Source organism: Corynebacterium breve, assembly GCF_030252165.1.
In the GTDB taxonomy this organism is placed as follows: Bacteria; Actinomycetota; Actinomycetes; order Mycobacteriales; family Mycobacteriaceae; genus Corynebacterium; species Corynebacterium breve.
Map to the genome: position 1 here is coordinate 1,511,975 of NZ_CP126969.1, position 24,912 is coordinate 1,536,886.

A 24,912-nucleotide genomic window follows, 5' to 3' on the forward strand; every position below is an offset into this window, starting at 1 on the left:
TGTGATCTATGGATTTCTGGCTTATCTAATCTGGGGTTTCTTCCCAGCGTTCTTCCCCCTGCTTAAACCAGCAGGCGCCGTGGAGATCCTTTCACACCGCATCGTGTGGACCGCGGTACTGATGTGCATCGTGCTTACCGTGCGCAAGGGCTGGTCCGAGCTGCGCCGTGCCGACGCAAGAACCTGGGGACTCCTGGTCCTTGCGGGCTTCTTGATTTCCTCCAACTGGGGAATCTACGTCATCGCTGTGAACTCAGGGCACGTCGCCGATGCTGCTTTGGGATACTTCATCAACCCACTATTCTCCGTGCTGCTGGGCGTGGTGTTCCTCCGCGAACGCCTGCGCCACCTGCAAGTGTTCGCCGTGGGTATCGCCGCCGTGGGGGTCATCTGGCTCCTTGTATTCTCCGAGCAGCCCCCAGTGTTGGCGCTTGGCATGACCATCACTTTCGGCATTTACGGCCTGGTTAAGAAACAGGTCAAGGTTTCCGCACAAGCATCCGTCGCCGCCGAAACACTTACCATGCTTCCCCTTGCTTTGGGCTACCTAACGTGGCTTGAATCCTCCGGTCAGGGAACCTTCTTCAGCGAAGGCCCCACCCACACCGGTCTCATGGTTCTGTCCGGCGCGATCACCGCCGCGCCACTGATTCTCTACGGCATGGGTGCCAAGCACATGAACCTTACGACCATCGGCATGTTGCAGTACATCACGCCAACCATGCAGATGCTATGGGCTGTGTTCGTCATGCAAGAATACTTGTCGACGAGCCGCTGGGTCGGATTCACCATCATCTGGATCGCGGTGATCTTGTATCTTTGGGACATCCTGCACCGGAGGAAGAAGATGGCGCGGGCCAGCGCCTAATCAACCACCACAGGGCTTACACCAAAGAGCCCCCACGCCGCGTCCGGTGGGAGGGCTTCGACGGTAGCTACGGCGGGGTCGTCGTCAAGCATGCGCAACACATCAGGCACATCCCACACGACAACCCCATTGAACGTATCGGGAGTAGGCACGTTGCCAATCCCCGACAGCGATGCCGCGATGCGATCGAGTTCTCGCGTGAACACGTCGGCGCGGGTCTCGCCCGAAGTTGGCTCTGGCAGGCTGCGCGCCGGCGCCGAGGCCACGGTCATCGCGTTGACTCGACCGACCGGTTCCAAGACTTCTGCAGCGTCGTCGGGGCCTAACGGCTGGGCGAAAGTCACCAAGGCGAATGAGTTTTCTTCACCCCGCAAGGCCGCCAGGGAGTCCTCGGCGCGCTGTTCGTAGGCACTAAAACTCTCCCCCGGATCCTGGCCCAGTTGGTCGCCGTTGATCAATGGAGGCGGCGGGGTGCGCATGCCTAACAACACGATAAGCCCGATGAAAAACGCGACGGCACCCACCGCGAAGCTCACCCGTGCTCGATCGAAGCTACTCATCCCCGCATCACGTCAAGTGCATGCTGTAAATCGGCCGGATATGGGCTTTCCACTTCCATCCATACCCCTGTCCGTGGATGTTCAAAGCCCAGGCGCGTCGCATGCAGCCACTGACGATTGAGCCCGAGTTTCTTCGCCAGGTTCGGATCTGAGCCGTACATCGGATCACCGCAGCATGGATGCCCCAGGGCCGACATGTGCACTCGGATTTGGTGAGTGCGGCCGGTTTCTAGGTGGACCTCGATCAGACTCGCTTCGCGAAAAGCCTCGAGTACCTTGTAATGCGTCACGGCGGGCTTGCCGTCAGAGGTCACGGCAAATTTCCAGCCCGACGAAGGATGCCTGCCAATCGGCGCATCAACCGTGCCCTCAATCGGATCCGGGAGTCCTTGAACCAGCGCGTGATAGGTCTTTTGCACGGTGCGGTCTTTAAACGCCTTCTTCAGCACCGAGTAGCCCAGCTCACTAGCAGCAACGACCATGATGCCAGAGGTGCCCACGTCCAAACGTTGCACAATGCCTTTTCGCTCTGGAGGTCCAGAGGTAGAAACCCTGACGCCAGCAGCGGCTAGGCCACCGACAACTGTCGGCCCCTCCCAGCCCACCGTTGGATGTGCTGCAACGCCAACGGGCTTATTCAGCGCAATCACGTCACGATCGGAATAAATAATGTCCAATCCCGGAACAAGTTCTTCTTTGGGCATCGGTGGGCCCTTGGGTTCCGGAAGTGTGACCTCAATCTGTTGACCGTCGGCGAGGCGTTCGGACTTAGTTACTTCGTTGCCGTCAACTAACACCTCACCATCGGCTGCGAGCTCGGCAGCGATTGTTCTGGACACTCCGAAAAGCTTCGCCACGGCCGCGTCTACGCGCATTCCGACAAGCCCCTCGGGAACGGGCAGGCTGCGAAAATCTCCTGTCACCTCGCTGCCTCCCCCGCCGCCTGTGCGCGCTTTTCTGCGCGGGGCTCTTCGATCATCACCGAGGCCACGAAGATGATCACACCGACGGTGATCGCTGCGTCGGCTAGGTTAAACACCGCGAAGCTGCCCACCGAGATGTAGTCAACGACATGGCCAAACCAGAAGCCAGGTTCGCGGAACAACCGGTCACATAGGTTGCCCAGCGCACCACCTGCGAGTAACGCCAAACCAACCGCCTGGCCAAGGTAGCGAACCTTCGGCGCTGCGATCAGCACGCCGACCACGAAGACAAGCTGAATCGTGGTGATCAGCCACGTGGAATCCTGCCCCATAGAAAAGGCAGCGCCCGGGTTAAATAGGAGGAAGAATCGGAACCAATCGCCGATCACGGGCACAGGAACGCCAGGCTCCAACCACCCCAGCATGATCTGCTTGACCAGCTGGTCCAGTGCGGCGACGACAATAATGACAGCGACCATCAGACCGACGAAGCGCCGTCGCTTCTGGGCCCGAGTCTGGCTGTCTGAATTTATGTCCGGTGTCCTACTTTCCTCGACCATCGCTCACTACCTTAGTGCGGTTGTGCTGGTTTACACCTAATCCTGCGGCAATTGGTCTTTTGTGTGTCGCTGGCTGTGGATTGGGCAGGTGGTCGTCGACAAGCTTCCTTGCGGTAGGTTGAGTACTTGTGAAACTTCGTCGCATCGCAATTTCCTTGGCCGTTTTGAGTGTTGGAGCCGTTTCGGCGTGCAGCGCGGAGCCCGATCCTTTGGCAGAAATCCCTGCTTTTGCTGTCGATGTGGCGCGGGTAGAGCTCCTCGATGCTGGCAAAGACGCCAAGCTTCTCGCGTATGAGGACATCAATGATGAAGACGATGCACCTGCCACGCAGCGCACCGTCGAAGTGTCCGAAGGGTTTGAGCAAAACGTCGTGGCAGCCGAGGCTGTTGACCCCGAATCTCCAGAAGGCACCGACACCTCTACTTTGACCCTGCCGTTGAGCGTGACGACGACCTCCGCGCCTGTTGCTGGCGACGGCGAAGTAGAGGCCACGCGCGCGGTGCATTTCACCGCGGGCTCTCCGACGCATACCACGGCTACGCTCAACGACGAACTGGAATCCAACGAGGGATTCCTGATGGATTGGCGTGGCAACAACCAGGGCCGCATCAGTACTGTGAAGCTGCTCGCACCAGAAGACGGAGCTGACGAAGGTCGAGCCATCGTGGAGGCCGGGTTGATGAACATCCTGAGCACTGCGGTGGTTTTTCCTTCCGAACCGGTCGGCGTAGGCGGCTCCTGGTCGGTGGAGTCGCGCGTGACCGGGGATTCGACCATGTTGCGCACCACCACCTACACCGTCACGGCAATCGACGGTGGCACGGTTGACCTCGACGTGCAGATTGAGCAACGCCCATCCCAGGCGTCATTGTCATTCGACGAGTCCGAGGCACCCGAGCTTGCCGGGCAATCCCTCACCGTCGAAAGCTCCACCACGCGCTCTCAGGGCGCTTTGACCATCGACTTGTCCCAACCCCTGCCCGTCGACGGCGAGATCGCTAGCACCACACGCGTCGTCTACGCAGGCGAGGATGACAACTTCCGCATCGTGCAGGACCAAGCCAACATGGTGGCCTACGCGGAATAGTATTGCGCAGCCCCTGAAGGGTCTACTATTGGAGTGTTCTTGGTTCGCGTTTTCCAAGTGGAATTCGCTGGACCCCACGTATGACTGACCATATGACTCAAGGAGGCATATCGTGGTCGCACCAGCACATTTCAATATCGACGGCGTGTCCTTTTCCTACCCAGGCGGAAACCGGGTTCTTACCGACATCGCATTTGCGGTTCCCTCTGGTTCCGTCACCGGCCTCATCGGCGAAAACGGCGCCGGTAAGTCCACGCTCCTCTCGCTGATTTCCGGCGATCTCACCCCAGATGTCGGCCAGATCATCACCCCGGAGGTGACTGGCTTCATTGCGCAGGAAACTTCGCTGCCGTTTTCCTCCCCGCTTCAGCGCTTATCGACGAAGCCGTCGATGAACTGCGCGCAGTTGAACGTTCTATCACCGAACTCTCCGAGAAGATGGCCGAGGACCCGGACGCTCAAGGAGTCGCTGAGCAGTTCGACGTGGCACTCGCACGCGCGGAATCTTCCGGCGTGTGGGAACTCGACACCCGCATCGACACGGTCCTTGCCGGCCTTGGCCTAGCAAATGTTGACCTTTCGACCCCGCTCGGCGAGATGTCGGGCGGCCAGCGTCGTCGTTTCGCACTTGCCACGCTGCTATTGCGCCCGGTAGACGGAATGGTACTCGACGAGCCCACCAACCACCTTGACGACGAAGCCGTCGACTTCCTCGTCGGCGAGCTCGAAGCATTCAATGGACCTGTGCTGGTTGCGTCGCACGACCGCTATTTCCTCGATGTCGCCTGCGATGGTCTTGTGGACCTTGACCCCGGACTGGGACACGAAGGCGGATTTGGCGAGGAAACCCGCCAGGGCAACCGCTTCACCGGCTCGTTCACCGACTACCTCAAGGCACGTGAGGCGCGCCGCAACCGCTGGGCCAGTGACTACGCCGCCCAAGAGCACGAGCGTGCCCGTTTGGAAAAGTCGGCGGACCAGACCGCTGAGGAAGTCTTCCACTCGCAGGAAAACAAGACCGAAACACGAGCTGCAGCAAAGTTCTATGCCGACCGTGCTGCGAAAACCGTTGGTAACCGCATTCGTGGCGCGAAGAACCGCCTTGAGGACCTCGAACGCAATGCCCTTCCGAAGCCGCCGGAGCGCCTGCGCTTCCACGGCATTCCTGAGCACACGGCGACAAGTTTGGGTGAGCCTGCGGTAGCGACCAAGGATTTAGCAGTTGAAGAACGTCTTGCTCCGCTAAGCATCAAAGTTCAGCCGGGCGATCAACTCTTAGTCGAAGGCCCGAACGGTTCGGGAAAGTCGACTTTGCTCAAGATCATCGACGGTGAGCTAACAGGCTTTATGGGTGAGCTGCGCATTCCCGAAGATGTCACGATCTCCCGCCTCGAGCAGGACGATCAATGGGAAGACCTCTCGATCACGGCGCAAGAGGCTTTCGACCGCTTCACCAAATCTGTCAAAGGTACCCCGGCGTCGCTCGTGGATATGGGACTGATGACTGAGGAGCAAGCAGCTACACCGCTCAATGATTTGTCGTTGGGCCAGCGTCGTCGCGTGTCCTTAGGCATCATCTTGGCCTGCCCGCCGGACCTGTTGCTTCTCGACGAGCCCACGAACCACCTTTCACTCGCGTTGGCCGAGGAACTAGAGGCTGCCCTACTTGATTTCCCCGGCACGGTCATCATGACTAGCCACGACCGCTGGATTCGTCGTCGGTGGCGCCAGCGCATCGAGAAAAAAGACAATCGCGCCACGATCCTCACATTGAAAACCTTGTGGTCTTCTGAGGTGTGGCGCGACGAAGAGTAATTCGCTGAGCTTGCGCTAGCTTACTGAGCTGGCGCTCCCTCAGCTGGCTGTTCTGCAGGTGCTTCCGCAGGCTGTTCCGCCGGTGCTTCTGCAGGCGCTTCTTCGACCGGGCCAGCGTCGCCGCCAGCCTGGCACATGGCCGGAACCTGTTCAGGGGTCACGGTGTTCGTGATCAGGGTGCATGCCCACGACTGGGATAGCTTCCACGCGCCATCTTCGTAGATGAACTCGACGTTTTCTGCGAGCTGGGTTGCCTGATCGGGCTGGGTGAAGTTCACGGTAGCCAGAACGGAGTTTGGCGCGTAGCCAGGCAGGACTGGATCAACTACCTGGAAGTCTGCACCGGACTCTTCTTTCGAAATGGTCATGGTGTCGAACAGCTCTGGGGCGGTTTCCCCACCCTGAACGCTGCTCACGCGCTCTTCCATCGGAAGGCTGGAGTCAGTCGCACGCGCCAGGACCTCGTTAAGGTCTGCTGCGGTTGGCTGTTCCGGTGCAGGCGTTGCGGTATCGCTGCTACCTGTGTCACCAGCCTCGGTGGACCCGGTGGCCCGGGTCGTGGATTCACCGTTGCCGGTAGTAGGTTCTTCGTCGCTCGAGCAAGCGGCGAGGCTGACTGCAACACCGAATGCTGCGATCAGTGCAGTAATCTTGGTCGGTTTCACGTCTTCTCCTTGAGCTTCGTAGAGGGCACCATAGGATTGGGACGCCTCACACGTCTGAATGCCATACACGTTACCGTTTCGTGATGTGAACGCCAAAGCGACCCGCGTATGGCAAGCTGGAAAACTATGCAACCAGCTGGGTCAATCGGGAAAGTATTCATTATTGCGACGGGTGGAACCATCGCGTCCACTCAGAATAGCTCAGGCGCATGTGTCCCAACGTTGCACCGCGCGCAGTTGGTCGAACGCGCTGGAGCTCATTACCCAACCACCGGCATCGACTCCGCGTTCCTGGATTCCTCTGACATGCCGCTTGCCGATATCGATGAGTTAGTCGTCGCCACTCGACGCGCTCTAGCCGACCCGGAGATTGTTGGGGTGGTGATTACTCACGGCACCGATTCGTTGGCGGACACGGCGCTGGCGCTCGACCTCATGCACTCTGATCCTCGGCCCGTCATTCTCACAGGGGCGCAACGCCCTGCCGATCACCCCGCGCCTGACGGTCCACGCAACCTGCGCGAGTCCATCGAGCTTGCAGCCGACCCTTCCGCCCGAAACCGTGGCGTCTTGGTTCGCTTTGGTGGCCGCACCTTGCCCGCACGAGGCGTGATCAAACGCCACACCTCTGATCTTGATGCATTCCACGCCACTTCCCCTCTCCCGCTGAGTCGCCCCGCTCCCCTAGCCCCTGTGCAGTTGAGCAGCGTAGATGTTGTCATCGTCTCGGCGTGGGCGGGCGCTAGCGAGACTGCACTTCGCGCGATCGCCTCTACTCGGCCCGACGGCGTCGTCGTTGCAGCCATGGGTTCCGGAAACGTCTCCACCGCGATGGGTCACGTCCTAACCGGCATGCTTAACGACGACACCCCCGTCGTCATCTCCACCCAGCTGCCCGAAGGGGAAGTCACATTTGACTATGGCGGCGCTGGCGGTGGCCACACGCTCGGCGCGCTGGGCGCCATCCCGGCTGGCTATCTGCGCCCGCACCAGGCACGCATCGCGCTCACTGCCGCCTTGGCTGCCGGCATAGATCCCGCGAGTTTGTTCTAATCCGCGTTATTGGGTGACCAATCGTCCCACGCCAGTGAATCCACCGGATCGGCGTGGGTGAGCAATGGGTCGTCGGCAAGCACATTAACGATGCGACCTGGCCCCGTGGCGCGCGTCTCGAATCTCACCGTCACCCGCCCATGTCCTGCACCCTGCACCCAGCCGTGCCCATACTCGGGATGATAAACGTCCTGGGTCGCGCGCCACTGTCCCGGCGCGTCGGCAGGAGTGATGTCAACGGCAATAGTGTCGGCGCTGGTGTCGTGATCGCTCACGCCCGACTCATAATCTCTGTCTGGTGACAATGGTCGCTTGATCTCTTGGTCTAGCTCCGGGAAGAGCACATGCTGCAACGCTTCTTCCAAACCCGAGTAGCTCACACCCACTAGGCGGATCGGGCCTACTTCACCCGGATAACGCACAAGTTTGTATGCCGTTGCAAGAAGCGTATCCGCGTCGTCGGTGGCATACGGGAGCGTGGCTGCTCGCGACTCGATGCGAAAGTCCGCCATTCGCAGCTTCACCGACACGGTTCGAGCTCCGCGCCCATCTTTGAGCAGCCGACGGTGCGATTCTTGGGCCGCTCGCGCCAAGGCGGCATCGACCTCAGCGGGTGTGGTCAGGTCCTGCGGATAGGTGTGCTCCGACGAGATTTGCTTTGCCTCTGCCCGAGGTGCAACGGGGCGATCGTCATGTCCTCGAGCAAGTTGCCACAATTGCTTGCCAACAACCCCGCCCAGCGCAATTTCCACTTCTTTCTCGCTGAGGTCCGCGAAGTCGCCGATCGTCTCCACGCCCATCGTCGTCAATTTTTGGCGAGTCACGGGACCGACACCCCACAAATCACCCACGGGCAGCGGCCGCAGAATCTCCAGCTGACGGTCTGGGTCGATGACAAACACGCCATCCGGCTTGGCTAGATCCGAGGAGATTTTGGCGTATTGCTTGCCCGAGCCCGCCCCAATCGAGGCGGGAAGACCGGTTTCTGCCTTGATCTCCGCGCGCAGGTTGTTTGCCCAGTCGGTCACCTCGGCGACGCTTGCTCCAACCAGCTCTTGTGGTTCCATGAACGCTTCATCAATGGACAGCTGTTCGACAATGTCCACATGGCGCGACACGATTTCAAAAACACGCTTTGAAGCAGTCGAGTAGACAGCCCGTCTGGGAGTAACCAACACTGCCCTGGGCCCGACCAAACGTGCGGCTTGGTGCGTGGGCATCGCAGAGCGTGCGCCAAACTTCCGGGCCTCATAGCTCGCACCGGCAACGACGCCGCGTCCGCTGACTCCGGCGACTAACACTGGGCGTCCTCGCAGCGTGGGGCGCGTGAGCTGTTCGCAGGATGCGTAGAAGGCATCCATGTCGATGTGTAAGACCCAGCGCCGCATAGGAGCTAGTCTATCGCTGTCCTATAGCTCCACCGCTTCAGCTTGGCCGACCGCTAGTTCTTCGGCGGCGCGGGCGCGCGACCCTGCGGTGAGGTACCAGCCGATCACAAATAGCGGCACAAGGACAACAACTGCCGTGATCAAAGTGTAGGTGCCCACTGGACGATCGAAGCCCATGAGAACCAGCACACCGACCAAGAACGTCACGACGATCACATCTCCCCACACACCGAGCGGAGCGCGGTACTCATGCTGTTCGACCAGCCCGCGCTTTACCGCACGCAGGTAGCCAACGTGGGAAAGACAAATCATGATCCACATGCCCAAAATGCCGATGGCACCAAGATTGAGCACGATCTCAAACGCCTGGTTGGGAACCACGTAGTTCAAAATGATGCCGAAGACGAACATCGCGCTAGTTAACCACACGCCCCCTGCTGGTACGCCACTATTCGACATCGTACCCAGGAACTTTGGCGCCAGACCAGACACCGCAAGTGGTTTCAGAATGCGCGCGGTGGCGTACAAACCGGCGTTCACTGATGACAACGCCGCGGTAAGCACGACAAGGTTCATAATGTCGGCTGCATAAGGCACGCCAAGGGCGTTCATAAATGTGACAAAGGGCGACTCATCCGCCTTGTACACATGGCTTGGCAGCAAGAGTGCCAACAGCAGCACGGAACCGACGTAGAAAAACACGATGCGGATGACTGTCGCGTTGATCGCCTTAGGAATTTCCCTGCGCGGGTTCTCCGTCTCGCCAGCGGTCACACCGATCATATCGATGCCCGCGTAGGCGAAGATCACGCCTTGTGTCATCACGATCAGTGGCAGCACACCGTTGGGGAACCACCCATCTTCGCTCAAGGCTGTAAGACCGGGCTCGTAGCCACCAACGTTGTGACCCGAGACCAAGAGGATAACGCCGACAATCATGAACACCACAAGTGCGCCAACCTTGATCACGGCAAACCAAAACTCGGCTTCACCGAATAGGCGCACTCCCAGGAGATTCACACCCAAGACAATTACGAGGGCGATTGCCACCAGTACCCATTGGGGAATCCCTTGGAAGATCGGCCAGAAATGCAGATAGATGGCGATTGCTGTGAGCTCAGTGATTCCTACGGTCACCCAGGCCATAAAGTAAATCCAGCCCGCGAAGTACGCCGCCTTCTGCCCTAGAAATTCGCGGGCATAGGAGGCAAAGGAGCCCGACGTTGGGCGATGCACCACCATTTCGCCAAGGCTGCGCAGCATAAGGTATCCGATGATTCCGCACACTGCATAGACGATTGCAAGGCCGGGTCCGCCAACGTTGAGGCGTCCGCCTGCTCCGAGGAACAGGCCCGTGCCTAATGCCCCGCCCAGGGCGATCATTTGGATGTGCCGGTGCCCGAGTCCTGAGTTATAGCCCGCAGTTTCTTTGCGGTGAAGAGCATCATTGGTCGTGGTCATAGAAAAATCTAAGCACACACTAGACCAAGAGGTCTACTTTGGGCCCTATGGTCGTCGCAAAGCAACTGCCACGACGATGAGCAACATGCCGACCATCTCCGGCGCCGTGAGCCACTGCTGCAGGGCAATCGCCCCGACCAGCGCTGCGACTACCGGCAGGATCGCCTGCATGACCGCGAAACTCGCCGCCCCCGCCATGCGCAGGACCACTTGGTCGATGGAGTACGGGATCGCGGCTGAAAGTATTCCCAGTGCGAGAGCAAGCGCCGAGATGATAAGCGGGTTTTGATCACCGTCATACGGCCAACCACACGGCAACCAGGGGCAGGGAAAGTACCGCCGCCCACGAGAACCCGACTGCTGTCGACGATCGCGATGTGGCGGTATCTGCCGCAATTCGGTTGCCCACAACGATGTACCCTGCCCACAACGCACCCGCTGCGAGCGCTAACACAATGCCGAGCCCGTTGGTGGTCCACGTTGCCCCGGAAATCACAAGCACGCCCGCGCCCGCAAGGAGCAACGCCAGCCAGTCTCGGCCGGTACGCGAACCGAATGCAGCTACCGCAATGGGCCCGAGAAATTCGATGGCCACCGCAGTGCCCAGCGGGATGCGTGCGATGGCTTCGTAGAAGGTCATGTTCATCGCCAACGTCACCACGCCAAAGATGGCTGCGCTGCGCCCGATCGGGCCGACAAAGTCGCGCAGCGCAGGCCTGTTGATCACGATCAAGACCAACGCTGCGGCCGAGATCCGCATCCACGCCACCACCAGGGGCGGGAACGTAGCGAAAAGCCCCACTGCGATGGCAGCCCCGGCGTACAAAGACGTTCCCGAGGCCACCAGCAGAGCGGGGGCTTTCAGTCGCTGCATCAGCGGTTATGCGTTCTTCGCCACGGTAGCGGTCACACCGGCGACAACGTCGTGGACGTCGCCTTCTAGTGCAGCTGTGGTCACAGTGAAGTCGGTGGCCAAGGTTTCAGCGGCAATGCGGTCTGCGTGGCGACGAGCCCACGCCTCCTTCTCTGCAGGGACGCTGAGCACCGCGGTGATGCGGTCGGAGACCTCGAAGCCAGAAGCCTTACGCGCATCCTGCAGTCCACGAATAACGTCGGCTGCCCAGCCTTCCGCCTCGAGTTCCTCGGTGAGCTCCATGTCCAAAACGACAAGGCCATCGAGGCCGTCGATGCGTGCGGTGGACTCTGGATCCTCCGCGACGAGTCGCTCGGTGTAGAGCTCAGGGGTCAAGACGATGTCGCCGTCGACGACTACGTTTTCACCGTCGCGGGTGTAGTTGCCGGTCTTGACGTTCTTGATTGCGCGCTGCACGTCGCGGCCCAGGGTTGGGCCAGCAACCTTCGCATTGACGACGACCTCGAAGGTACCCACCGAGTCAACGTCGTCGGTAAGCTGCACGTCCTTAACGTTGACCTCGTCGCGCAGAATATTTGTAAACGGCTCTAGCTGTGCCGAGTTAGGCAAAGCCACGGTGAGCTTTGGCAGAGGCAGACGGTTACGCAGCTTGTGGGCCTTGCGTACCGACGACGCCGCTGAGCACACACCACGGGTGGCATCCATCGAGGCAACCAGGTCGGCGTCAGCTGGGAAATCAGCTGCGTTCGGGTAGTCGGTCAGGTGCACGGAGCGCTCGCCGGTGAGACCGCGCCAGATGACCTCGGTGACGTATGGCAGCAGTGGAGCTGCAACACGCGTGAGAACTTCCAGCACTGTGTAAAGAGTATTGAATGCCTCAGGGTGCTTCTCCTGGCCCTCCCAGAAACGATCGCGGGAACGACGCACGTACCAGTTGGTCAGCGCATCTGCGAACAGGCGCACCTGCTCGCAGGCACCGGAGATGTCGGTGGTGCTCAGTGCCTGTTCGACGTCCACGACAAGGTCGTGGAGTTTTGCCAGGATGTAGCGGTCAAGCACGTGCTCGGAATCTGTCGACCAGGTTGCTTCCTCTGAGGAGTACAGCTGCAGGAAAGTGTAGGCGTTCCAGATCGGCAGGATCGCCTGGCGCACGCCGTCACGGATGCCTTGTTCGGTGACGATCAGGTTGCCGCCGCGCAGGATTGGGCTGGACATGAGGAACCAACGCATCGCGTCGGAGCCGTCGCGGTCAAAGACTTCGTTGACGTTCGGGTAATTACCCTTGGACTTACTCATCTTCTGGCCGTCGTCGCCAAGCACGATGCCGTGCGCGACTACCTGCTTGAACGCAGGGCGGTCGAACAGCGCGGTGGACAAGACGTGGAGCAGGTAGAACCATCCGCGGGTCTGGCCGATGTACTCCACGATAAAGTCCGCTGGGTGGTGCTGGTCGAACCATTCTTTGTTTTCAAACGGGTAGTGGAACTGCGCGAATGGCATAGAGCCAGAGTCGAACCACACGTCGAGGACGTCGGTGACGCGGCGCATGGTGGATTTCCCGGTTGGGTCATCTGGGTTCGGGCGAGTCAGCTCATCGATGTACGGGCGGTGCAGGGACTCTGGGCGCACACCGAAATCACGCTCTAGCTCATCGAGGGAGCCGTAGACGTCGGTGCGCGGGTACTCAGGGTCGTCGGACTGCCACACCGGGATTGGTGAACCCCAGTAGCGGGTACGCGAAATGTTCCAGTCGCGGGCGTTTTGCAGCCACTTGCCAAACTGGCCGTCACGGATGTGCTCTGGAACCCACTCGATCTGCTCGTGGTTGAGCTCGACCATGCGGTCGCGGAACTCGGACACCTTGACAAACCATGACGGCAGAGCCATGTAGATTAGCGGCTCGCCGGAGCGCCAGGAGTGTGGGTAGGAGTGGACGATCGTCTGGTGGCGCAGGACACGGTTCTTCGCCTTTAGATCGCGGATGATGTCCTTGTTCGCGTCGAATACCAGCTGGCCTTCATAATCCGGTGCCAGGCTGGTGAACTTACCGTCCATGTCCACCGGAATGACCAATTCGATACCGTACTTTTCGCAGGTAAGCATATCGTCTTCACCGAAGGCAGGCGCCTGGTGGACGATGCCGGTACCGTCCTCGGTGGTGACGTAATCCGCCAGGATGATCTTGAACGCATTGTCCTGATCGGCAAAGTAATCGAAAATCGGCGTGTATTGGATGCCTTCCAGTTCGGTGCCCTGGAAAGTCGCCACGATCTCGGACTCCTTGCCAAATTCCTTCGCGTACGCGCCGACCAGTGGGCTTGCCAGCAGGACCTTTTCACCGCGGAAGCCTTCGACACCGTCCTCGCCAATCTTGATCAACGAGTACTCCACCTCAGGGTGAACCGCCAAGGCGAGGTTGGATGGAAGAGTCCACGGGGTCGTCGTCCAGGCAATTGCTGCAGCGCCTGCTAGCTCTGGGTGCGCATTCCACGTCTTTTCACCGGTGGTACCGGTTTCAGCACCGGTGAAAGGCATGGTGACGGTGAGCGTTGGGTCCTGGCGCTCGCGGTAGGAATCGTCCAGGCGGGTCTCCTGGTTGGACAGTGGGGTGTGCTCGGCCCAGGAGTATGGCAAAACGCGGAAGCCCTGGTAGATCAGGCCCTTGTCGTAGAGCTCCTTGAACGCCCAGATCACGGACTCCATGTAGTTCATGTCCATGGTCTTGTAACCATTGTCAAAGTCCACCCAGCGCGCTTGGCGGGTGACGTATTCTTTCCACTCTTCGGTGTACTCAAGCACAGACTTTGCGCAGTACTCGTTGAACTTGGCCAGACCCATTTCCTCGATCTCGCCTTTGTCCTTGATACCCAGCTGCTTTTCGGCTTCGAGCTCAGCGGGCAGGCCGTGGGTATCCCAGCCGAAGACGCGAGGGACATGGTAGCCCTTCATCGTGCGGAAACGCGGGATAATGTCTTTGACATAGCCGGTCAGAAGGTGGCCGTAGTGTGGAAGGCCGTTGGCAAACGGTGGGCCGTCGTAGAAGACGTACTCTTCGTCGTCCTTGCGGTTTTCTAGCGAGGCCTGGAAAGTGTTGTCTTCCTTCCAAAACTTCAGTACTTCTTGTTCCATCTCAGGGAACTTTGAGCTTCCCCCGGTCAAATCAACCTTGGGGTACACACCACCGACTGGGTTGGACATCGCGCTGGTCCGATCCTTCCTTCACGCTGCAGATACTTAACTGCAGGGACGCTTGCGCGCGGTACCACCCTGCTTGGGCTGCGCTGGTGCGCTGCCCCACTTCGTTTCTGTGGTGAAGGAGGTGACGTCTCCTGTCCGTCCGGTTCTACTGAGCTTGTCGCTGTTCTTCCGGAAACGCTCCCCGGTGATGGCCGGATCACTGCGCGTTATGGCTGTGTAGCCTCAACGCCTGCGAGTATACACTGCGGCTTTGCTTGACGACGATTCCCCGGCCAGCCTGTTGGGCTCACGGAGGCTCAAGTCGGCTTAGGCAACAACAAAGCGCCTGACCACGCGGGGCGGTCAGGCGCTACGTTTACAAGTTTTACTTGTTTTGGCCGGAGTCTCCATTAGGTGCGGAGGATCCGCGAGTCTCCAGCTCCTCCAGCTGGGAAGCCAGGAGGGTCTTCAGGCGAGTGCGGTACTCGCGCTCGAAGGTGCGCAGTTCCCCGATGCGGGTTTCCAGAGCGGTCTGCTGCTGCTTCACCGTGTTCATAATTTCGGTGTGCTTCTTCTCAGCGTCAGCCTGGAGCTGTGCTGCCTTCTCCTCTGCCTGGCGAATTTGTGCCTCAGCGCGGGAGTTAGCGTCGTTGATGGTCTGCTCTGCCTGCTTCTCTGCGTCCTCAACGAGGGTCTTCGCACGAGTTTCGGCAGCTTGGGTGGTCTCTGCCGCCTGCTTCTCAGCCGCTGCGAGCTGGCTCTTCGAGCGAGAGTCTGCGTCTGCAAGCTGCCTGGTCGCCTTGGCCTCTGCCTCGTTCAGCTGCTTTTCTGCAGCTTCGCGAGCCTCGTCCAGCATGGACTTGGACTCAGCCTGCGCCTCGGAAGTCAGACGATCCGACATTTCCTGTGCAAGGCCAAGGACCTTCGCAGCCTGAATGTGGGTCTCCGCGTTTGCGGTGTCTGGCTTCGCAGCTGCGGCCGCGCCGCCAGCGAAAGCTGCTGCCTGTGGCTGAGACTTAGCAGCGTTAGCTGCCTCCTCGCGAGCCTTCGCTGCATCCTGCTTCGCGTTCTTAGCTTCGTCTTCAGCCTTCGCCTTGGCGTCCTGTGCCTGCTTCAGCTTGTTGTCATACTCGGCACGCAACTTCTCTTCGATCTGCTTGCGTACTGCAGCTTCGTCGACGTCGGACTTGCCTGAAGCCACTGCTCCAGCACCAGTTGCGCCGCCTGCCTTGAGCTGGCTATCGAGGTCTTCGACGCGTGCGCGCAGGTCGTCATTCTCGTCCTGCAGTTGGGCCAGGGTGTCTTCAACCAAGTCCAAGAACTGGTCGACTTCATCCTCGTTGTAGCCCCGCTTGCCGATTGGTGGCTTGCTGAAAGCGACATTGTGCACGTCTGCTGGTGTCAGCGGCATAAGCGTTCCCTTCGAGTCTATGTTTCCCTTTCCAAACAGAGCATTTGTCGCTCTCCACTATGCGCGCGGCACAGCGATGAAAAGGTGTTTAGTACATCTTAGTTCATTTCTAATTGTTACATCTTCCAAGTCTAGTCATGACGTGACTCGGAAGGCACAACACTTACCCTTTATCTTTACCGTAGGTTCAGAGTTTCAACCACTCTCCCACCTGAAAGAACGCCCTAATCAATACACCTAAGCTCGCTCGGGATTACCCCCGATAGTGGTTAAGTTGCCAAGTTGTAATCTTCAAAACTGGCGTTTCACGTTAGAAGACGATTCGGATAATGGCACCGAGAATAGACAACGCGAAGAACAACACCAGAACGCTCAGATCCAGTGCCACTCCTCCCATCCGCATCGGCGGGATGATTCGTCGCAAAGCCTTAATCGGTGGGTCCGTGACAACAAAGAAGAACTCGGCAATCACCATAAACCAGCTCGGCGGTGCGAACTGACGGGAAAAAGACTGCACCATTTCAATCAGAATGCGCACGATAACGATGAGGGCGTAAATCCTCACGATCGCGTATAAAATCGCTCCAAGCATGCTCACGAGTGCTTAGCCTACCTATTTCTGTGTTAAACGACGAACGCCCTGATTTCCCGGCTTGTGCACGAAAGAAATCTAGGGCGTTGGGTTCCGACCGTTACCGTCGATCCAAGACTGAACCGCAGCTCAGCGAGGTCTTTAGCGGAGCTTAGCTGCGCGCTCCAATTCGAGAGTGGTGATGCGGGCGTTTTCTGGAACGATCGCGAAGACTCGACGATCAGTGTCACTGTATCGCGTTAGATTGTGCATCTGGCCACGAAGTGCGAAGCACAGGCCTGCCGAGAAATCGACAACTGCCTTGCGCGCATCGCGGTCCAGCTCCGTCAAGTCCATCACAACTGCGTCGCCGTCGCGGAAAGGTTCGCCAATTTCCTTTGCCTCATCGTAAGAGCGCAGCGCCACTGCGACCACAGCAGGTGCGTATGCGCGTGGTGCGCGCTCGACAGGCTCAACGCGGTCAGCGCCGTAGGAAAAGGACCGCTCTGCTACCGGCTCGTAAGCTGCAGATCCGTCGTCTTGGTAACGAGGTTCATCGTAGTAAGCGTCATCTTCAGGGCCGTATGGTGCGAATCCGAAGAATTCCTTGGCGCTTTTCATAATAGACATGTGGCCACTCCTAAAGGTCGATCATTTTGGCGGTCGGTGCGCTGTTATCTGACCGTTAGCCTACGTGGCGCGCGCCAAGCACTCCGGTTCCGACACGCACGATATCGCTTCCTTCAGCAATTGCTTTTTCGAAATCCCCCGACATTCCCGCCGAGAGTTTCATCGACCGGCCGAGGCTTTCACCGAAGCGGTCCGCAAGCTCTCTCGCCTGCGCAAACACCTCCACGGGGTCGGTGTCTAAAGGCGGTACAACCATGATTCCGTCGAATCGCAAATGCTCTGTCTCTTCGACTAATGCAGCCAATTCATCCACATCATCAAGTGGGACTCCCCCGCGCGTGGGATCGTTATCCATTGACACTTGAATCAGACTTGGCAATTGGCCCGCTTCGCGGTCGCCTCGCTCGATCGCCAGCCCCACCCCTCGGTTGAGCCCCTCGGCCAACCGCACGGTATCTAGGGAGTGCACCTCATGTGCCCAACGCGCAACAGCATTGGCCTTCTTGGTCTGGATTTGGCCGATCATCGCAATGCTTATCGACGACTCCCCGCGCGCTTTCAACTCTTCCGCTTTCGCACGGGCTTCCTGTTCGCGGTTTTCTCCCACCAAGTCCACACCTAGCTGACCTAGTATTTCAATGTCCTCCACCGGGTGAAATTTGGTGACCGGTAGCAGCTTTACGCTTCCAGCCGTTCTGCCAGCAGCCTTTTCTGCGGCGCGGATGGTTTCCATCACTGAGTTCAGGTTGGCGGAGATGTCCTCGAAGCGGGTCATCGCTACGCCTCCTTGCCGGTAAGCCAGACGACGCCTGCTTGCCTTCCAGTGGTGCCCTCGCGGCGGTAGGAAAAGAAGTCCTCGTCGGTAATCGTGTCCCTTGGGTCGGCATCGATGTTGGTAATGCCCATTCCCATTAGTTGGCGGACCAATCCTGCGCGCACGTCGATGCCTGGGGTGCCTTGCTTTGTTGTTGCGCGTGAGCCTGGGAGATGCTGTTCCACATCGGCAGCCATAGATTCCGGCACCTCGTAGGATTCACCAGCTGCGGCCGGCCCCAGGATGACCTGAATATTCTGCGGTTTAGCCCCCAATTCAATCATTTTGTTCACCGTGTTCGGGATGATTCCGTTACGAGCACCCATTCGGCCGGCGTGGGCTACTGCTGCAACACCGTTCGAATGGTCCGCAAGTAGAACTGGAACGCAATCGGCCACGAGGACGCACAGCGCCAAACCTGGTGTGGTGGTCACTAAGGCATCGGTCGCTTCTACGGGTGTGTCCTGTGCCTTGTTGACCACTGTGACGTTGTTGGTGTGGAGTTGTTCCATCCACACAAAGTTCTCCTGCGGCAGGTCGAGGATCTGGGCTAGGCGGGCCCGGTTGTCGGCAACGGCCTGCGGATCATCGCCGACGTGGTCACCAAGGTTGAAGGAGGCGTACGGGGATTGGGAAACCCCGCCTGCACGGGTGGTAAACACCATGCGGACGGGGCGATTTTCTAACTGCGACATGTTCTCCAGGCTAGCGCAGCGTGGCTTAGCGCATGAAGCTTGGCACGTCCAAGTCGTCGTCATCGTCGCGGCGACGTCGGTTGCCGCGGTCGGAGCGAGTCTCCGACGGGGTGAACAGGCCAGTGCTGCGTGGCTCCTGGCGGTAGCGCACAGGCTCTTCTACCTCTGCGACTTCCTCTTCGCGGGCGCGCTCGTCGAAAAGCGATCCCCGAGAAGGCGCTGGTGTAGCAGCCTCGGACTGCGGCGCCGCTGGCTCAGCTTCGACATCAGGTTGCGCGTTGCCTGTTGGCAAGGCGTTTGCCTTCTCGTCGAAACCGGTAGCGATAATGGTCACGCGGACCTCGTCGCCCAGGTTGTCATCGATGATGGTGCCGAAGATGATGTTGGCATCGTCGTCAGCCTTCTCCTCAACGATGGATGCTGCGTTGTTCACTTCCATCAGGCCAAGATCGGAACCACCGGCAACGGAAATCAGTACGCCCTTGGCGCCTTCCATGGTGGATTCTAAAAGTGGCGAATTGATCGCCTGAAGGGTTGCATCCATGACGCGGTTGTCGCCGCGGGAAGAGCCAACACCCATCAGTGCGGAACCAGCGTCTGCCATGACGGAGCGCACATCGGCAAAGTCGACGTTGATCATTCCTGGGATCGTGATCAGGTTGGTGATGCCCTGCACACCGTTGTACAAAACCTCGTCGGCCGCACGGAAGGCTTCCATCATGGACAGCTCCTGGTCGCCAAGCTGCAGGAGGCGGTCGTTAGGAATGACGATGACGGTATCGCAGACTTCCTTAAGGGTCTCGATGCCAGCCATTGCCTGACGGGTACGACGCTTGCCCTCGAAGGAGAACGGGCGGGTGACAACGCCGATGGTCAGCGCCCCCATCTTCTTTGCAATGCCAGCGACAACTGGAGCAGCGCCGGTACCCGTGCCACCGCCCTCGCCTGCGGTAACGAAGACCATATCCGAGCCCTTCAGCGACTCTTCGATCTCACTTTTGTGGTCTTCTGCGGAGGTACGACCCACGTCAGGATTAGCGCCTGCACCAAGGCCACGTGTTGCTTCACGGCCGATATCGAGCTTGGTGTCGGCATCGGTGAACAGTAGCGCTTGGGAGTCAGTGTTGATGGCAACGAACTCGACGCCCTTGAGGCCCTCTTCGATCATGCGGTTCACCGCATTGACTCCGCCGCCGCCGACACCGACGACGCGGATCATGGCGAGGTAGTTGTTCGGAGATGTCATGTGAGAATGCTCGCCTTTCAGAACATAAATGGAAAATCTTTGTACGCAGTTAGTGGGAGGCCCGTTGTAAGGCCAACCGGACTGCTTCCATCATGTCGAAGATTCTACAGAAATCAGGTTTATTTAACCGGCGTGTCGAGACCCTCAACCTCAACTTTAGACTTTTAACCTGGGGAAATGCCGAAGCCTCTCCGACTAGCGCACGCCAATCATGGCAGGGTTCGAAACATCAAACTCCTGGCCCTCGCGTTCGAGCACCGTGTCTAGCGCGATGGCCTTGTCGTGGTTGTCCTCCGACGCGCCCCATGTGACACGACGCCCATCATCGATCAAGACTTCGTAGTTAAACTGGTCACGAACTTCCAACGCGGTCACCCTGCGACGTGTTTCTTCGCTTATCGACGAAGCGATGTCCGTTGCGTTCTTCCGCGCCTGTTCTTCGCCACTTCCGTCGCCGGTGATTTCGATCGCTTCAGCTGGTGGCTCGGCAACGACAAAGTCTTCGCCCTCCGCATTAATCAAATGCGTACCGTCGGCCTCCGAGAGAAAAGCAACGGCTTCGTGTTCCGTGATATTGATATCCAAGCTCGATGGCCAGCCACGTGACACAGTCACCGATTTCACCCATGGCATTCCCGCCACGCCGGAAGCGGCCGCCCCGACATCGACCTGCGCTAGGATCTCTCCCTCGGCGACTCCGGCTGCCTCCACCACCTGCTCCTGGGGCAGATGGTCGTTACCGGTCACCTTGTATTCGCGCACGGTAAAAAGTGGCGTGAACATGACAACCACGGCCACAACGGCAACTAGTGCGAGTGCGATCGCGGCTGCAATCCAGGCCTTCTTGCGCGAGGGGCGAACGGGTTCGGAACGGGCAACGGTGGACATGGCGATTACTTCTCCGCCAAGTTGTTCAGGATTTCGTCGGCAAGCATGGTGACAGAGCCTGCGCCCATCGTGAGGACTAGATCGCCCGCGTTGACCAGCTCTCGAACTACTAGTGGAGCTTGGAGAAATTCCTTCTCAAACCTCACCTCGGTTGTTTCTGTGTTGATGCGCTCGGTGATGATCCGGGAGTCAACGCCTTCCACCGGCGCTTCGCGTGCGCCGAAGATGTCGAGGACTACGGCGGCGTCGGCAAGCGAAAGCGTCTCAGCAAACTCAGCAGCGAACTCGATGGTGCGCGAGTACAGGTGGGGCTGGAAGCACACAACAACGCGGGAGCCGTTACCCTCTGCGTCAACTTTGGCGCGGGCAGCAGTAAGAACGGCTTCGACCTCGGTCGGGTGATGCGCATAATCGTCGTAGACACGAGTACCAGCGTAGGGGCCTTCGGCGACCTCCCCGCGATATTCAAAGCGACGGCGCACACCGGTAAATTCGCTCAAGCCCTCGACCATGCGCATCGGCTCGGCGTCGGCAAGGACGCCGGCAAGAAGTGCGGCGGCCGAATTAAGCACCATGTGGCGACCAGGAATCTGCAGTTGGTACGTCAACGAGGCAGCAGGGGCTACCGTGTTTAGGCTCACAGTGACTTCGGTTGCCTCGGCAGTAACCTCCTCATCAGTGATCACAACCCCAGGAGTGATCTCGCGGTGGCGCTCACACGCCTCCAGAGTGCCGTAGCCCAGCACAGCCACGCCTCGCTCCTGCGCGCGCTTGCCGCAGGCGGCGGCTTCGTCGTCATCAAGGCAGACAACAAGGTGGCCGTCCTCGGTGACGCGATCGGCGAACTCGTCAAAGACCTGGAAGTACGCCTCGCGCGTGCCAAAGTAATCCAGGTGATCCGGCTCGATGTTGGTGATCACCGCAACGTCCGGCTTGTAGCGCAGCAGCGACGCATCGGACTCGTCGGCCTCAGCCACAAAGGCGGAGCCCGAGCCGTGGTGTGCATTTGTTCCTGCGCGGTTGAGCTGCCCACCGATAGCAAACGATGGGTCCTCGCCTGCCTGTTGCAACGCGACGACCGCCATCGAGGTAGTAGACGTCTTTCCGTGCGTACCCGCGAAGAGTACTTGTGTGTAGCCCTCCATCAGCTCGCCAAGCAAGTCGGAACGTCGAATGACCGGGATGTTCTCCTGCGCGGCGCGCACGAGTTCGGGATTGTCCTTCGGGATGGCTGCGAAGCTGGTCACAACGACAGTCGGCAGCTCACCTGCGAGTTCAAGATTAGCGGCATCGTGACCGATAGCGATCTTTGCGCCTTGCCCCATCAGGGCACGCACCGGGCGGGAGTCCTTGACGTCGGAGCCGGTGACCACGCTGCCGCGGTCGAGGAGAATGCGCGCGACTCCCGACATGCCCGAGCCACCAATACCAATCAGATGAACTCGCGACAGGTCGATGTCAGTGCCGGTGGTAGTCACAGTGAGGGTCTCCTTGTTCTGGGTCAATTGGGTCTATCCAGTGCCTTGTGGCAGTGCTCAGTGCTCAGTGCTCAGTACTTAACGCTTAGCGCCGTCAACGATCTTCTGTGCGATTTCAGCCGCAACGTTACCTGCACCAGTGTCCTTCAGCGCTTTACGCATCGCATCGTAAGTGTTCTGATCAGACAAGATGTTGACTACGTTCTCCACCAGCACGTCTCCGGTGAAATCAGCATCGTCGATGCAACGCGCGGCGCCCGCTTCCACAACGTGGACGGAGTTCAGCCCCTGTTCGCCGTTGCCATGAGGAAGTGGGACGTACACCGCAGGAAGTCCCGCCGCAGATACTTCTGCCACAGTCATTGCACCTGAGCGGCACACCACGACGTCCGCCACCGCGTACGCAGCTTCCATGTCTTCGATGTATGGCACGGCGGTATAGCCAGAGTGTGGCTCCGGCGCATCATTTTTCTGCCCGTATGCGTGCAATACTTGGTAGCCCGCCGCGTCGAGGCGGCCGACGGCATCAGCCACGGCATCATTAATACGCACGGCGCCCTGGGACCCACCCGTTACCAAAACGGTCTTCTTATTCGGATCCAGGTTCCACTGGGCATACCCTCGCGCCGCTTTCACACCGTCTGGATCGGCACCCACGCCGGGGCGGACTGGAATACCAATGACCTCGCCCTTCATTCCCGAATTGGCCACTGCATTAAAGCCAGTACCGCCGAGGCGCACGCCTAGTTTATTCGCCATGCCCGCGAGCGCGTTGGTTTCATGAATATAGAACGGGATGCGCAGCGATGCCGCCGCCATGTATGCCGAAGCAGACACGTATCCACCGGTACCAAACACCACATCGGCGTTCGCGTCTCGCAGCACCTTGCGGGCTTGCCCTACCGACTTTGCGATTTTGAAAGGCAGCGCAAGAAGTTTCAGAGGCTGCTTCCGCGGCACCGGCACTGGATCGATCAGGGCGAGCTCAAATCCACGAGCTGGAACAATCGACGTTTCCAAACCCTTAGGGGTGCCGAGTGCGCTGACGGTTACACCGTGGTCGTCGCGAAGTACTTCACCCACAGCCAATGCAGGTTCAATGTGACCGGCGGTGCCTCCGCCTGCAAGAACTACTGTTAAGTTGTCAGCCATGAGTGTTGTCACCTTCTGAATCATTAGTGGCAGCTAGGTACTGCGCGCGGTAAAGCTATTACAGATTAGCGCCGATCTTGGTTGCGTCCACCACGAGGGTTGTGACGTCGTTCGCTACGGTTCGAAGGTACCCGACCGGAACGCGCGGCAGGGGCCCGACGAGGGCGCTCCGGCTTCACTGTCTCACGTGCAGCACCGCGACGCTTGTCGACGACGCGCTCGCCCTTCGTAGGCCGCGGGCGGACAGTGACTGGCTTGCCAAACCGGTCTGGCTGTTCGTCGTTACGCTTCTCAGCACGCTCAGCTACCTGGACTGGGGCCTTGGGCTCTGGGATGCCCAACGCACGATCGAACAATGGGCGACCGTGGTTCTGCATCGAAGAAACAGCATCTGGCTCATGGCGGGCAACGGATGCAAGCAGGCCCATCGAAGTCAGCGTGATAATGGCCGAGGTACCGCCCGCAGAGATCAGGGGCAGCTGAATACCAGTCACTGGCAGCAGACCGACGACGTATCCGATGTTGATGAATGCCTGGACAACCACTCCAGCAGTCAATGTGCCCGCGAGCAACGCTTGATACTGGTTCGCTGCGCGACGGGCTGTCCGGAAACCGAACCAGCCGAGACCGAGGAACAGCAAGATGACAAGCGAGCCACCCCATAGCCCCAGTTCCTCGCCGATCACGGCGAAAATGAAGTCGTTTTTCGCTTCAGGGAGGTAGAACCACTTCGCCCGCGATTGGCCCAAACCGACGCCGAAAAATGATCCATCGGCCAAGGAGAGGAACCCCTGGTACGACTGAAAAGCAGCGCCTTGGGTATCTTCAAAGTTACCGACGAAGGCATCAAAAAACGTGTGGAAACGGGCCGAACGGAATCCGCCTGCCGCCATCAAAAGAAAAACAGCAACAGCACCGAATGCCGCGACCACCGCAATGAACACCCATGACACACCGGCAAACAACAACACAAACCCGACAACAATGGCGAAGGCGATGGCCATGCCGATGTCACCCTGAAGTGCGATGAGGATGATGCACAAGCTTGCGACAAGGATAAAGGGACCAAAGCCGTTCTTCCAGCCGAGGCTTCGTGGGTCTTTGTTCGCCAACAAGCTTGCGCCCCAGATGGCGATTGCCACCTTTGCCACTTCGGAGGGCTGGAGCTGGAAGCCTGGCAACGCGATCCAGGACTGAGAACCTACAGAATCACGGCCGGTACCGATGCCGGGGATCAAGACGGCGATCAACAAGACGAACGAGATCAACATGATCCAAGGAGCCCAGAGACGAACACGTTCAGGCGAGACTTTGAGTGCGGCCCAAAAACCAACTAATCCGATTGCGACCATGATGGCTTGTTTGACTGGCTGCGCCCAAACTGTCTGATCGTCGATTACTGACCATGTCATGGACGAGCTCATCACCATGATTACGCCTAAAAAGGCAAGCACTAAGACGATCGAGCGAATTGCGATGTAGTCGAGCAAGGGTTGCTGATTCATCCAGTGGGCGGCTCGCTCAATCCCCCGCGCCACGCCCGATCGTGCCGGGGCTGGCTTCGTCGAACGGTCGCGAGTTGCAGTCATGGTGGG

At 59.1% G+C, this 24,912-nt stretch carries 20 protein-coding genes and 2 pseudogenes; 4 read left to right on the plus strand and 18 right to left on the minus strand.

Going from position 1 to position 24,912, the window contains the following annotated elements:
* Position 1: 1 nt before the first annotated feature.
* The gene (gene rarD / locus QP027_RS07385; protein WP_284823706.1) at positions 2 to 868 is read left to right on the plus strand and encodes an EamA family transporter RarD; all 867 of its coding nucleotides are present in this window, start codon (positions 2 to 4) and stop codon (positions 866 to 868) included.
* Here the strand turns inward: rarD and QP027_RS07390 are convergent.
* From QP027_RS07390 to lspA, 3 genes are read right to left on the minus strand one after another with little or no spacing between them, the layout of a single operon-like run.
* Entirely contained in the window at positions 865 to 1,428 is a 564-nt protein-coding gene (locus QP027_RS07390; RefSeq protein ID WP_284823707.1) for a hypothetical protein, read from the minus strand. The genes rarD and QP027_RS07390 overlap by 4 nt on opposite strands.
* Positions 1,425 to 2,303, minus strand: coding sequence for an RluA family pseudouridine synthase (locus QP027_RS07395; protein ID WP_432418625.1), 879 nt, complete (start codon positions 2,301 to 2,303; stop codon positions 1,425 to 1,427). The genes QP027_RS07390 and QP027_RS07395 overlap by 4 nt, the downstream gene beginning before the upstream one ends.
* Positions 2,304 to 2,347: 44 nt before the next feature.
* On the minus strand, positions 2,348 to 2,911 hold the full coding sequence (lspA, locus tag QP027_RS07400; protein ID WP_284823711.1) for a signal peptidase II: 564 nt from the start codon (positions 2,909 to 2,911) through the stop codon (positions 2,348 to 2,350).
* Between the two features lie 128 nt (positions 2,912 to 3,039).
* Here lspA and QP027_RS07405 point away from each other — a divergent pair, with 128 nt between their 5' ends.
* Complete coding sequence (locus QP027_RS07405; protein ID WP_284823712.1) at positions 3,040 to 3,999, plus strand: DUF6263 family protein; 960 nt, start codon at positions 3,040 to 3,042, stop codon at positions 3,997 to 3,999.
* A 112-nt stretch (positions 4,000 to 4,111) separates the two neighbouring features.
* Positions 4,112 to 5,814 (plus strand): annotated as a pseudogene (locus tag QP027_RS07410) (ABC-F family ATP-binding cassette domain-containing protein).
* Positions 5,815 to 5,834: 20 nt separating this feature from the next.
* Here QP027_RS07410 and QP027_RS07415 read toward each other — a convergent pair.
* The gene (locus tag QP027_RS07415; protein WP_284823713.1) at positions 5,835 to 6,479 is read right to left on the minus strand and encodes a WKL family lipoprotein; all 645 of its coding nucleotides are present in this window, start codon (positions 6,477 to 6,479) and stop codon (positions 5,835 to 5,837) included.
* 108 nt (positions 6,480 to 6,587) lie between these two features.
* On the opposite strand from QP027_RS07415, the gene QP027_RS07420 reads away from it, so the two are divergent.
* A complete protein-coding gene (locus QP027_RS07420; RefSeq protein ID WP_284823714.1) occupies positions 6,588 to 7,532 on the plus strand; it encodes an asparaginase in 945 nt (314 codons plus the stop codon).
* Here the strand turns inward: QP027_RS07420 and QP027_RS07425 are convergent.
* The 14 genes and pseudogenes from QP027_RS07425 to QP027_RS07490 form a co-directional block, all read right to left on the minus strand.
* Positions 7,529 to 8,920: a DNA polymerase IV gene (locus QP027_RS07425; RefSeq protein ID WP_284823717.1), complete on the minus strand. Its 1,392-nt coding sequence runs from the start codon at positions 8,918 to 8,920 to the stop codon at positions 7,529 to 7,531. The two genes, QP027_RS07420 and QP027_RS07425, sit on opposite strands and share 4 nt — an antisense overlap.
* 21 nt (positions 8,921 to 8,941) lie before the next feature.
* Positions 8,942 to 10,381: an amino acid permease gene (locus QP027_RS07430; protein WP_284823718.1), complete on the minus strand. Its 1,440-nt coding sequence runs from the start codon at positions 10,379 to 10,381 to the stop codon at positions 8,942 to 8,944.
* A 45-nt stretch (positions 10,382 to 10,426) separates the two neighbouring features.
* Positions 10,427 to 11,255 (minus strand): annotated as a pseudogene (locus QP027_RS07435) (EamA family transporter).
* Positions 11,256 to 11,261: 6 nt separating this feature from the next.
* Positions 11,262 to 14,453: an isoleucine--tRNA ligase gene (gene ileS / locus QP027_RS07440; RefSeq protein ID WP_284823720.1), complete on the minus strand. Its 3,192-nt coding sequence runs from the start codon at positions 14,451 to 14,453 to the stop codon at positions 11,262 to 11,264.
* Between the two features lie 364 nt (positions 14,454 to 14,817).
* The gene (locus QP027_RS07445) at positions 14,818 to 15,843 is read right to left on the minus strand and encodes a DivIVA domain-containing protein (RefSeq protein WP_284823721.1); all 1,026 of its coding nucleotides are present in this window, start codon (positions 15,841 to 15,843) and stop codon (positions 14,818 to 14,820) included.
* Between the two features lie 310 nt (positions 15,844 to 16,153).
* Positions 16,154 to 16,435 carry a YggT family protein gene (locus QP027_RS07450; RefSeq protein WP_284826977.1) on the minus strand — a complete coding sequence of 94 codons (282 nt, stop codon included), beginning with the start codon at positions 16,433 to 16,435 and terminating at the stop codon, positions 16,154 to 16,156.
* Between the two features lie 141 nt (positions 16,436 to 16,576).
* Positions 16,577 to 17,044 carry a cell division protein SepF gene (locus tag QP027_RS07455; RefSeq protein WP_284823723.1) on the minus strand — a complete coding sequence of 156 codons (468 nt, stop codon included), beginning with the start codon at positions 17,042 to 17,044 and terminating at the stop codon, positions 16,577 to 16,579.
* Between the two features lie 55 nt (positions 17,045 to 17,099).
* Positions 17,100 to 17,819, minus strand: coding sequence for a YggS family pyridoxal phosphate-dependent enzyme (locus tag QP027_RS07460; RefSeq protein WP_284823725.1), 720 nt, complete (start codon positions 17,817 to 17,819; stop codon positions 17,100 to 17,102).
* A gap of 2 nt (positions 17,820 to 17,821) precedes the next feature.
* Complete coding sequence (gene pgeF, locus QP027_RS07465) at positions 17,822 to 18,553, minus strand: peptidoglycan editing factor PgeF (protein WP_284823727.1); 732 nt, start codon at positions 18,551 to 18,553, stop codon at positions 17,822 to 17,824.
* Between the two features lie 25 nt (positions 18,554 to 18,578).
* On the minus strand, positions 18,579 to 19,799 hold the full coding sequence (ftsZ, locus tag QP027_RS07470) for a cell division protein FtsZ (RefSeq protein WP_284823729.1): 1,221 nt from the start codon (positions 19,797 to 19,799) through the stop codon (positions 18,579 to 18,581).
* A gap of 195 nt (positions 19,800 to 19,994) precedes the next feature.
* Positions 19,995 to 20,687, minus strand: coding sequence for a cell division protein FtsQ/DivIB (locus QP027_RS07475; RefSeq protein WP_284823730.1), 693 nt, complete (start codon positions 20,685 to 20,687; stop codon positions 19,995 to 19,997).
* Positions 20,688 to 20,692: 5 nt separating this feature from the next.
* Positions 20,693 to 22,099, minus strand: a complete 1,407-nt coding sequence (gene murC / locus QP027_RS07480) for a UDP-N-acetylmuramate--L-alanine ligase (RefSeq protein ID WP_432418626.1) — start codon at positions 22,097 to 22,099, stop codon at positions 20,693 to 20,695.
* 144 nt (positions 22,100 to 22,243) lie between these two features.
* Positions 22,244 to 23,317, minus strand: a complete 1,074-nt coding sequence (gene murG, locus QP027_RS07485) for an undecaprenyldiphospho-muramoylpentapeptide beta-N-acetylglucosaminyltransferase (protein WP_284823733.1) — start codon at positions 23,315 to 23,317, stop codon at positions 22,244 to 22,246.
* A gap of 65 nt (positions 23,318 to 23,382) precedes the next feature.
* A complete protein-coding gene (locus QP027_RS07490; RefSeq protein WP_284823734.1) occupies positions 23,383 to 24,906 on the minus strand; it encodes an FtsW/RodA/SpoVE family cell cycle protein in 1,524 nt (507 codons plus the stop codon).
* Positions 24,907 to 24,912 lie beyond the last annotated feature (6 nt).

What these genes read in the sequence shown, in the direction of transcription:
- QP027_RS07420 (WP_284823714.1), top strand. Translation starts at nt 6,588, where the DNA reads ATGGCAAGCTGGAAAACTATGCAACCAGCTGGGTCAATCGGGAAAGTA.
- QP027_RS07445 (WP_284823721.1), bottom strand. Translation starts at nt 15,843, where the DNA reads ATGCCGCTGACACCAGCAGACGTGCACAATGTCGCTTTCAGCAAGCCA.
- ileS (WP_284823720.1), bottom strand. Translation starts at nt 14,453, where the DNA reads ATGTCCAACCCAGTCGGTGGTGTGTACCCCAAGGTTGATTTGACCGGG.
- QP027_RS07475 (WP_284823730.1), bottom strand. Translation starts at nt 20,687, where the DNA reads ATGTCCACCGTTGCCCGTTCCGAACCCGTTCGCCCCTCGCGCAAGAAG.
- QP027_RS07425 (WP_284823717.1), bottom strand. Translation starts at nt 8,920, where the DNA reads ATGCGGCGCTGGGTCTTACACATCGACATGGATGCCTTCTACGCATCC.
- QP027_RS07455 (WP_284823723.1), bottom strand. Translation starts at nt 17,044, where the DNA reads ATGTCTATTATGAAAAGCGCCAAGGAATTCTTCGGATTCGCACCATAC.
- lspA (WP_284823711.1), bottom strand. Translation starts at nt 2,911, where the DNA reads ATGGTCGAGGAAAGTAGGACACCGGACATAAATTCAGACAGCCAGACT.
- QP027_RS07395 (WP_432418625.1), bottom strand. Translation starts at nt 2,303, where the DNA reads ATGCGCGTAGACGCGGCCGTGGCGAAGCTTTTCGGAGTGTCCAGAACA.
- QP027_RS07460 (WP_284823725.1), bottom strand. Translation starts at nt 17,819, where the DNA reads ATGACCCGCTTCGAGGACATCTCCGCCAACCTGAACTCAGTGATGGAA.
- murG (WP_284823733.1), bottom strand. Translation starts at nt 23,317, where the DNA reads ATGGCTGACAACTTAACAGTAGTTCTTGCAGGCGGAGGCACCGCCGGT.
- ftsZ (WP_284823729.1), bottom strand. Translation starts at nt 19,799, where the DNA reads ATGACATCTCCGAACAACTACCTCGCCATGATCCGCGTCGTCGGTGTC.
- QP027_RS07430 (WP_284823718.1), bottom strand. Translation starts at nt 10,381, where the DNA reads ATGACCACGACCAATGATGCTCTTCACCGCAAAGAAACTGCGGGCTAT.
- pgeF (WP_284823727.1), bottom strand. Translation starts at nt 18,553, where the DNA reads ATGTCGCAGTTAGAAAATCGCCCCGTCCGCATGGTGTTTACCACCCGT.
- QP027_RS07450 (WP_284826977.1), bottom strand. Translation starts at nt 16,435, where the DNA reads ATGCTTGGAGCGATTTTATACGCGATCGTGAGGATTTACGCCCTCATC.
- murC (WP_432418626.1), bottom strand. Translation starts at nt 22,099, where the DNA reads ATGTCGGGAGTCGCGCGCATTCTCCTCGACCGCGGCAGCGTGGTCACC.
- QP027_RS07390 (WP_284823707.1), bottom strand. Translation starts at nt 1,428, where the DNA reads ATGAGTAGCTTCGATCGAGCACGGGTGAGCTTCGCGGTGGGTGCCGTC.
- QP027_RS07490 (WP_284823734.1), bottom strand. Translation starts at nt 24,906, where the DNA reads ATGACTGCAACTCGCGACCGTTCGACGAAGCCAGCCCCGGCACGATCG.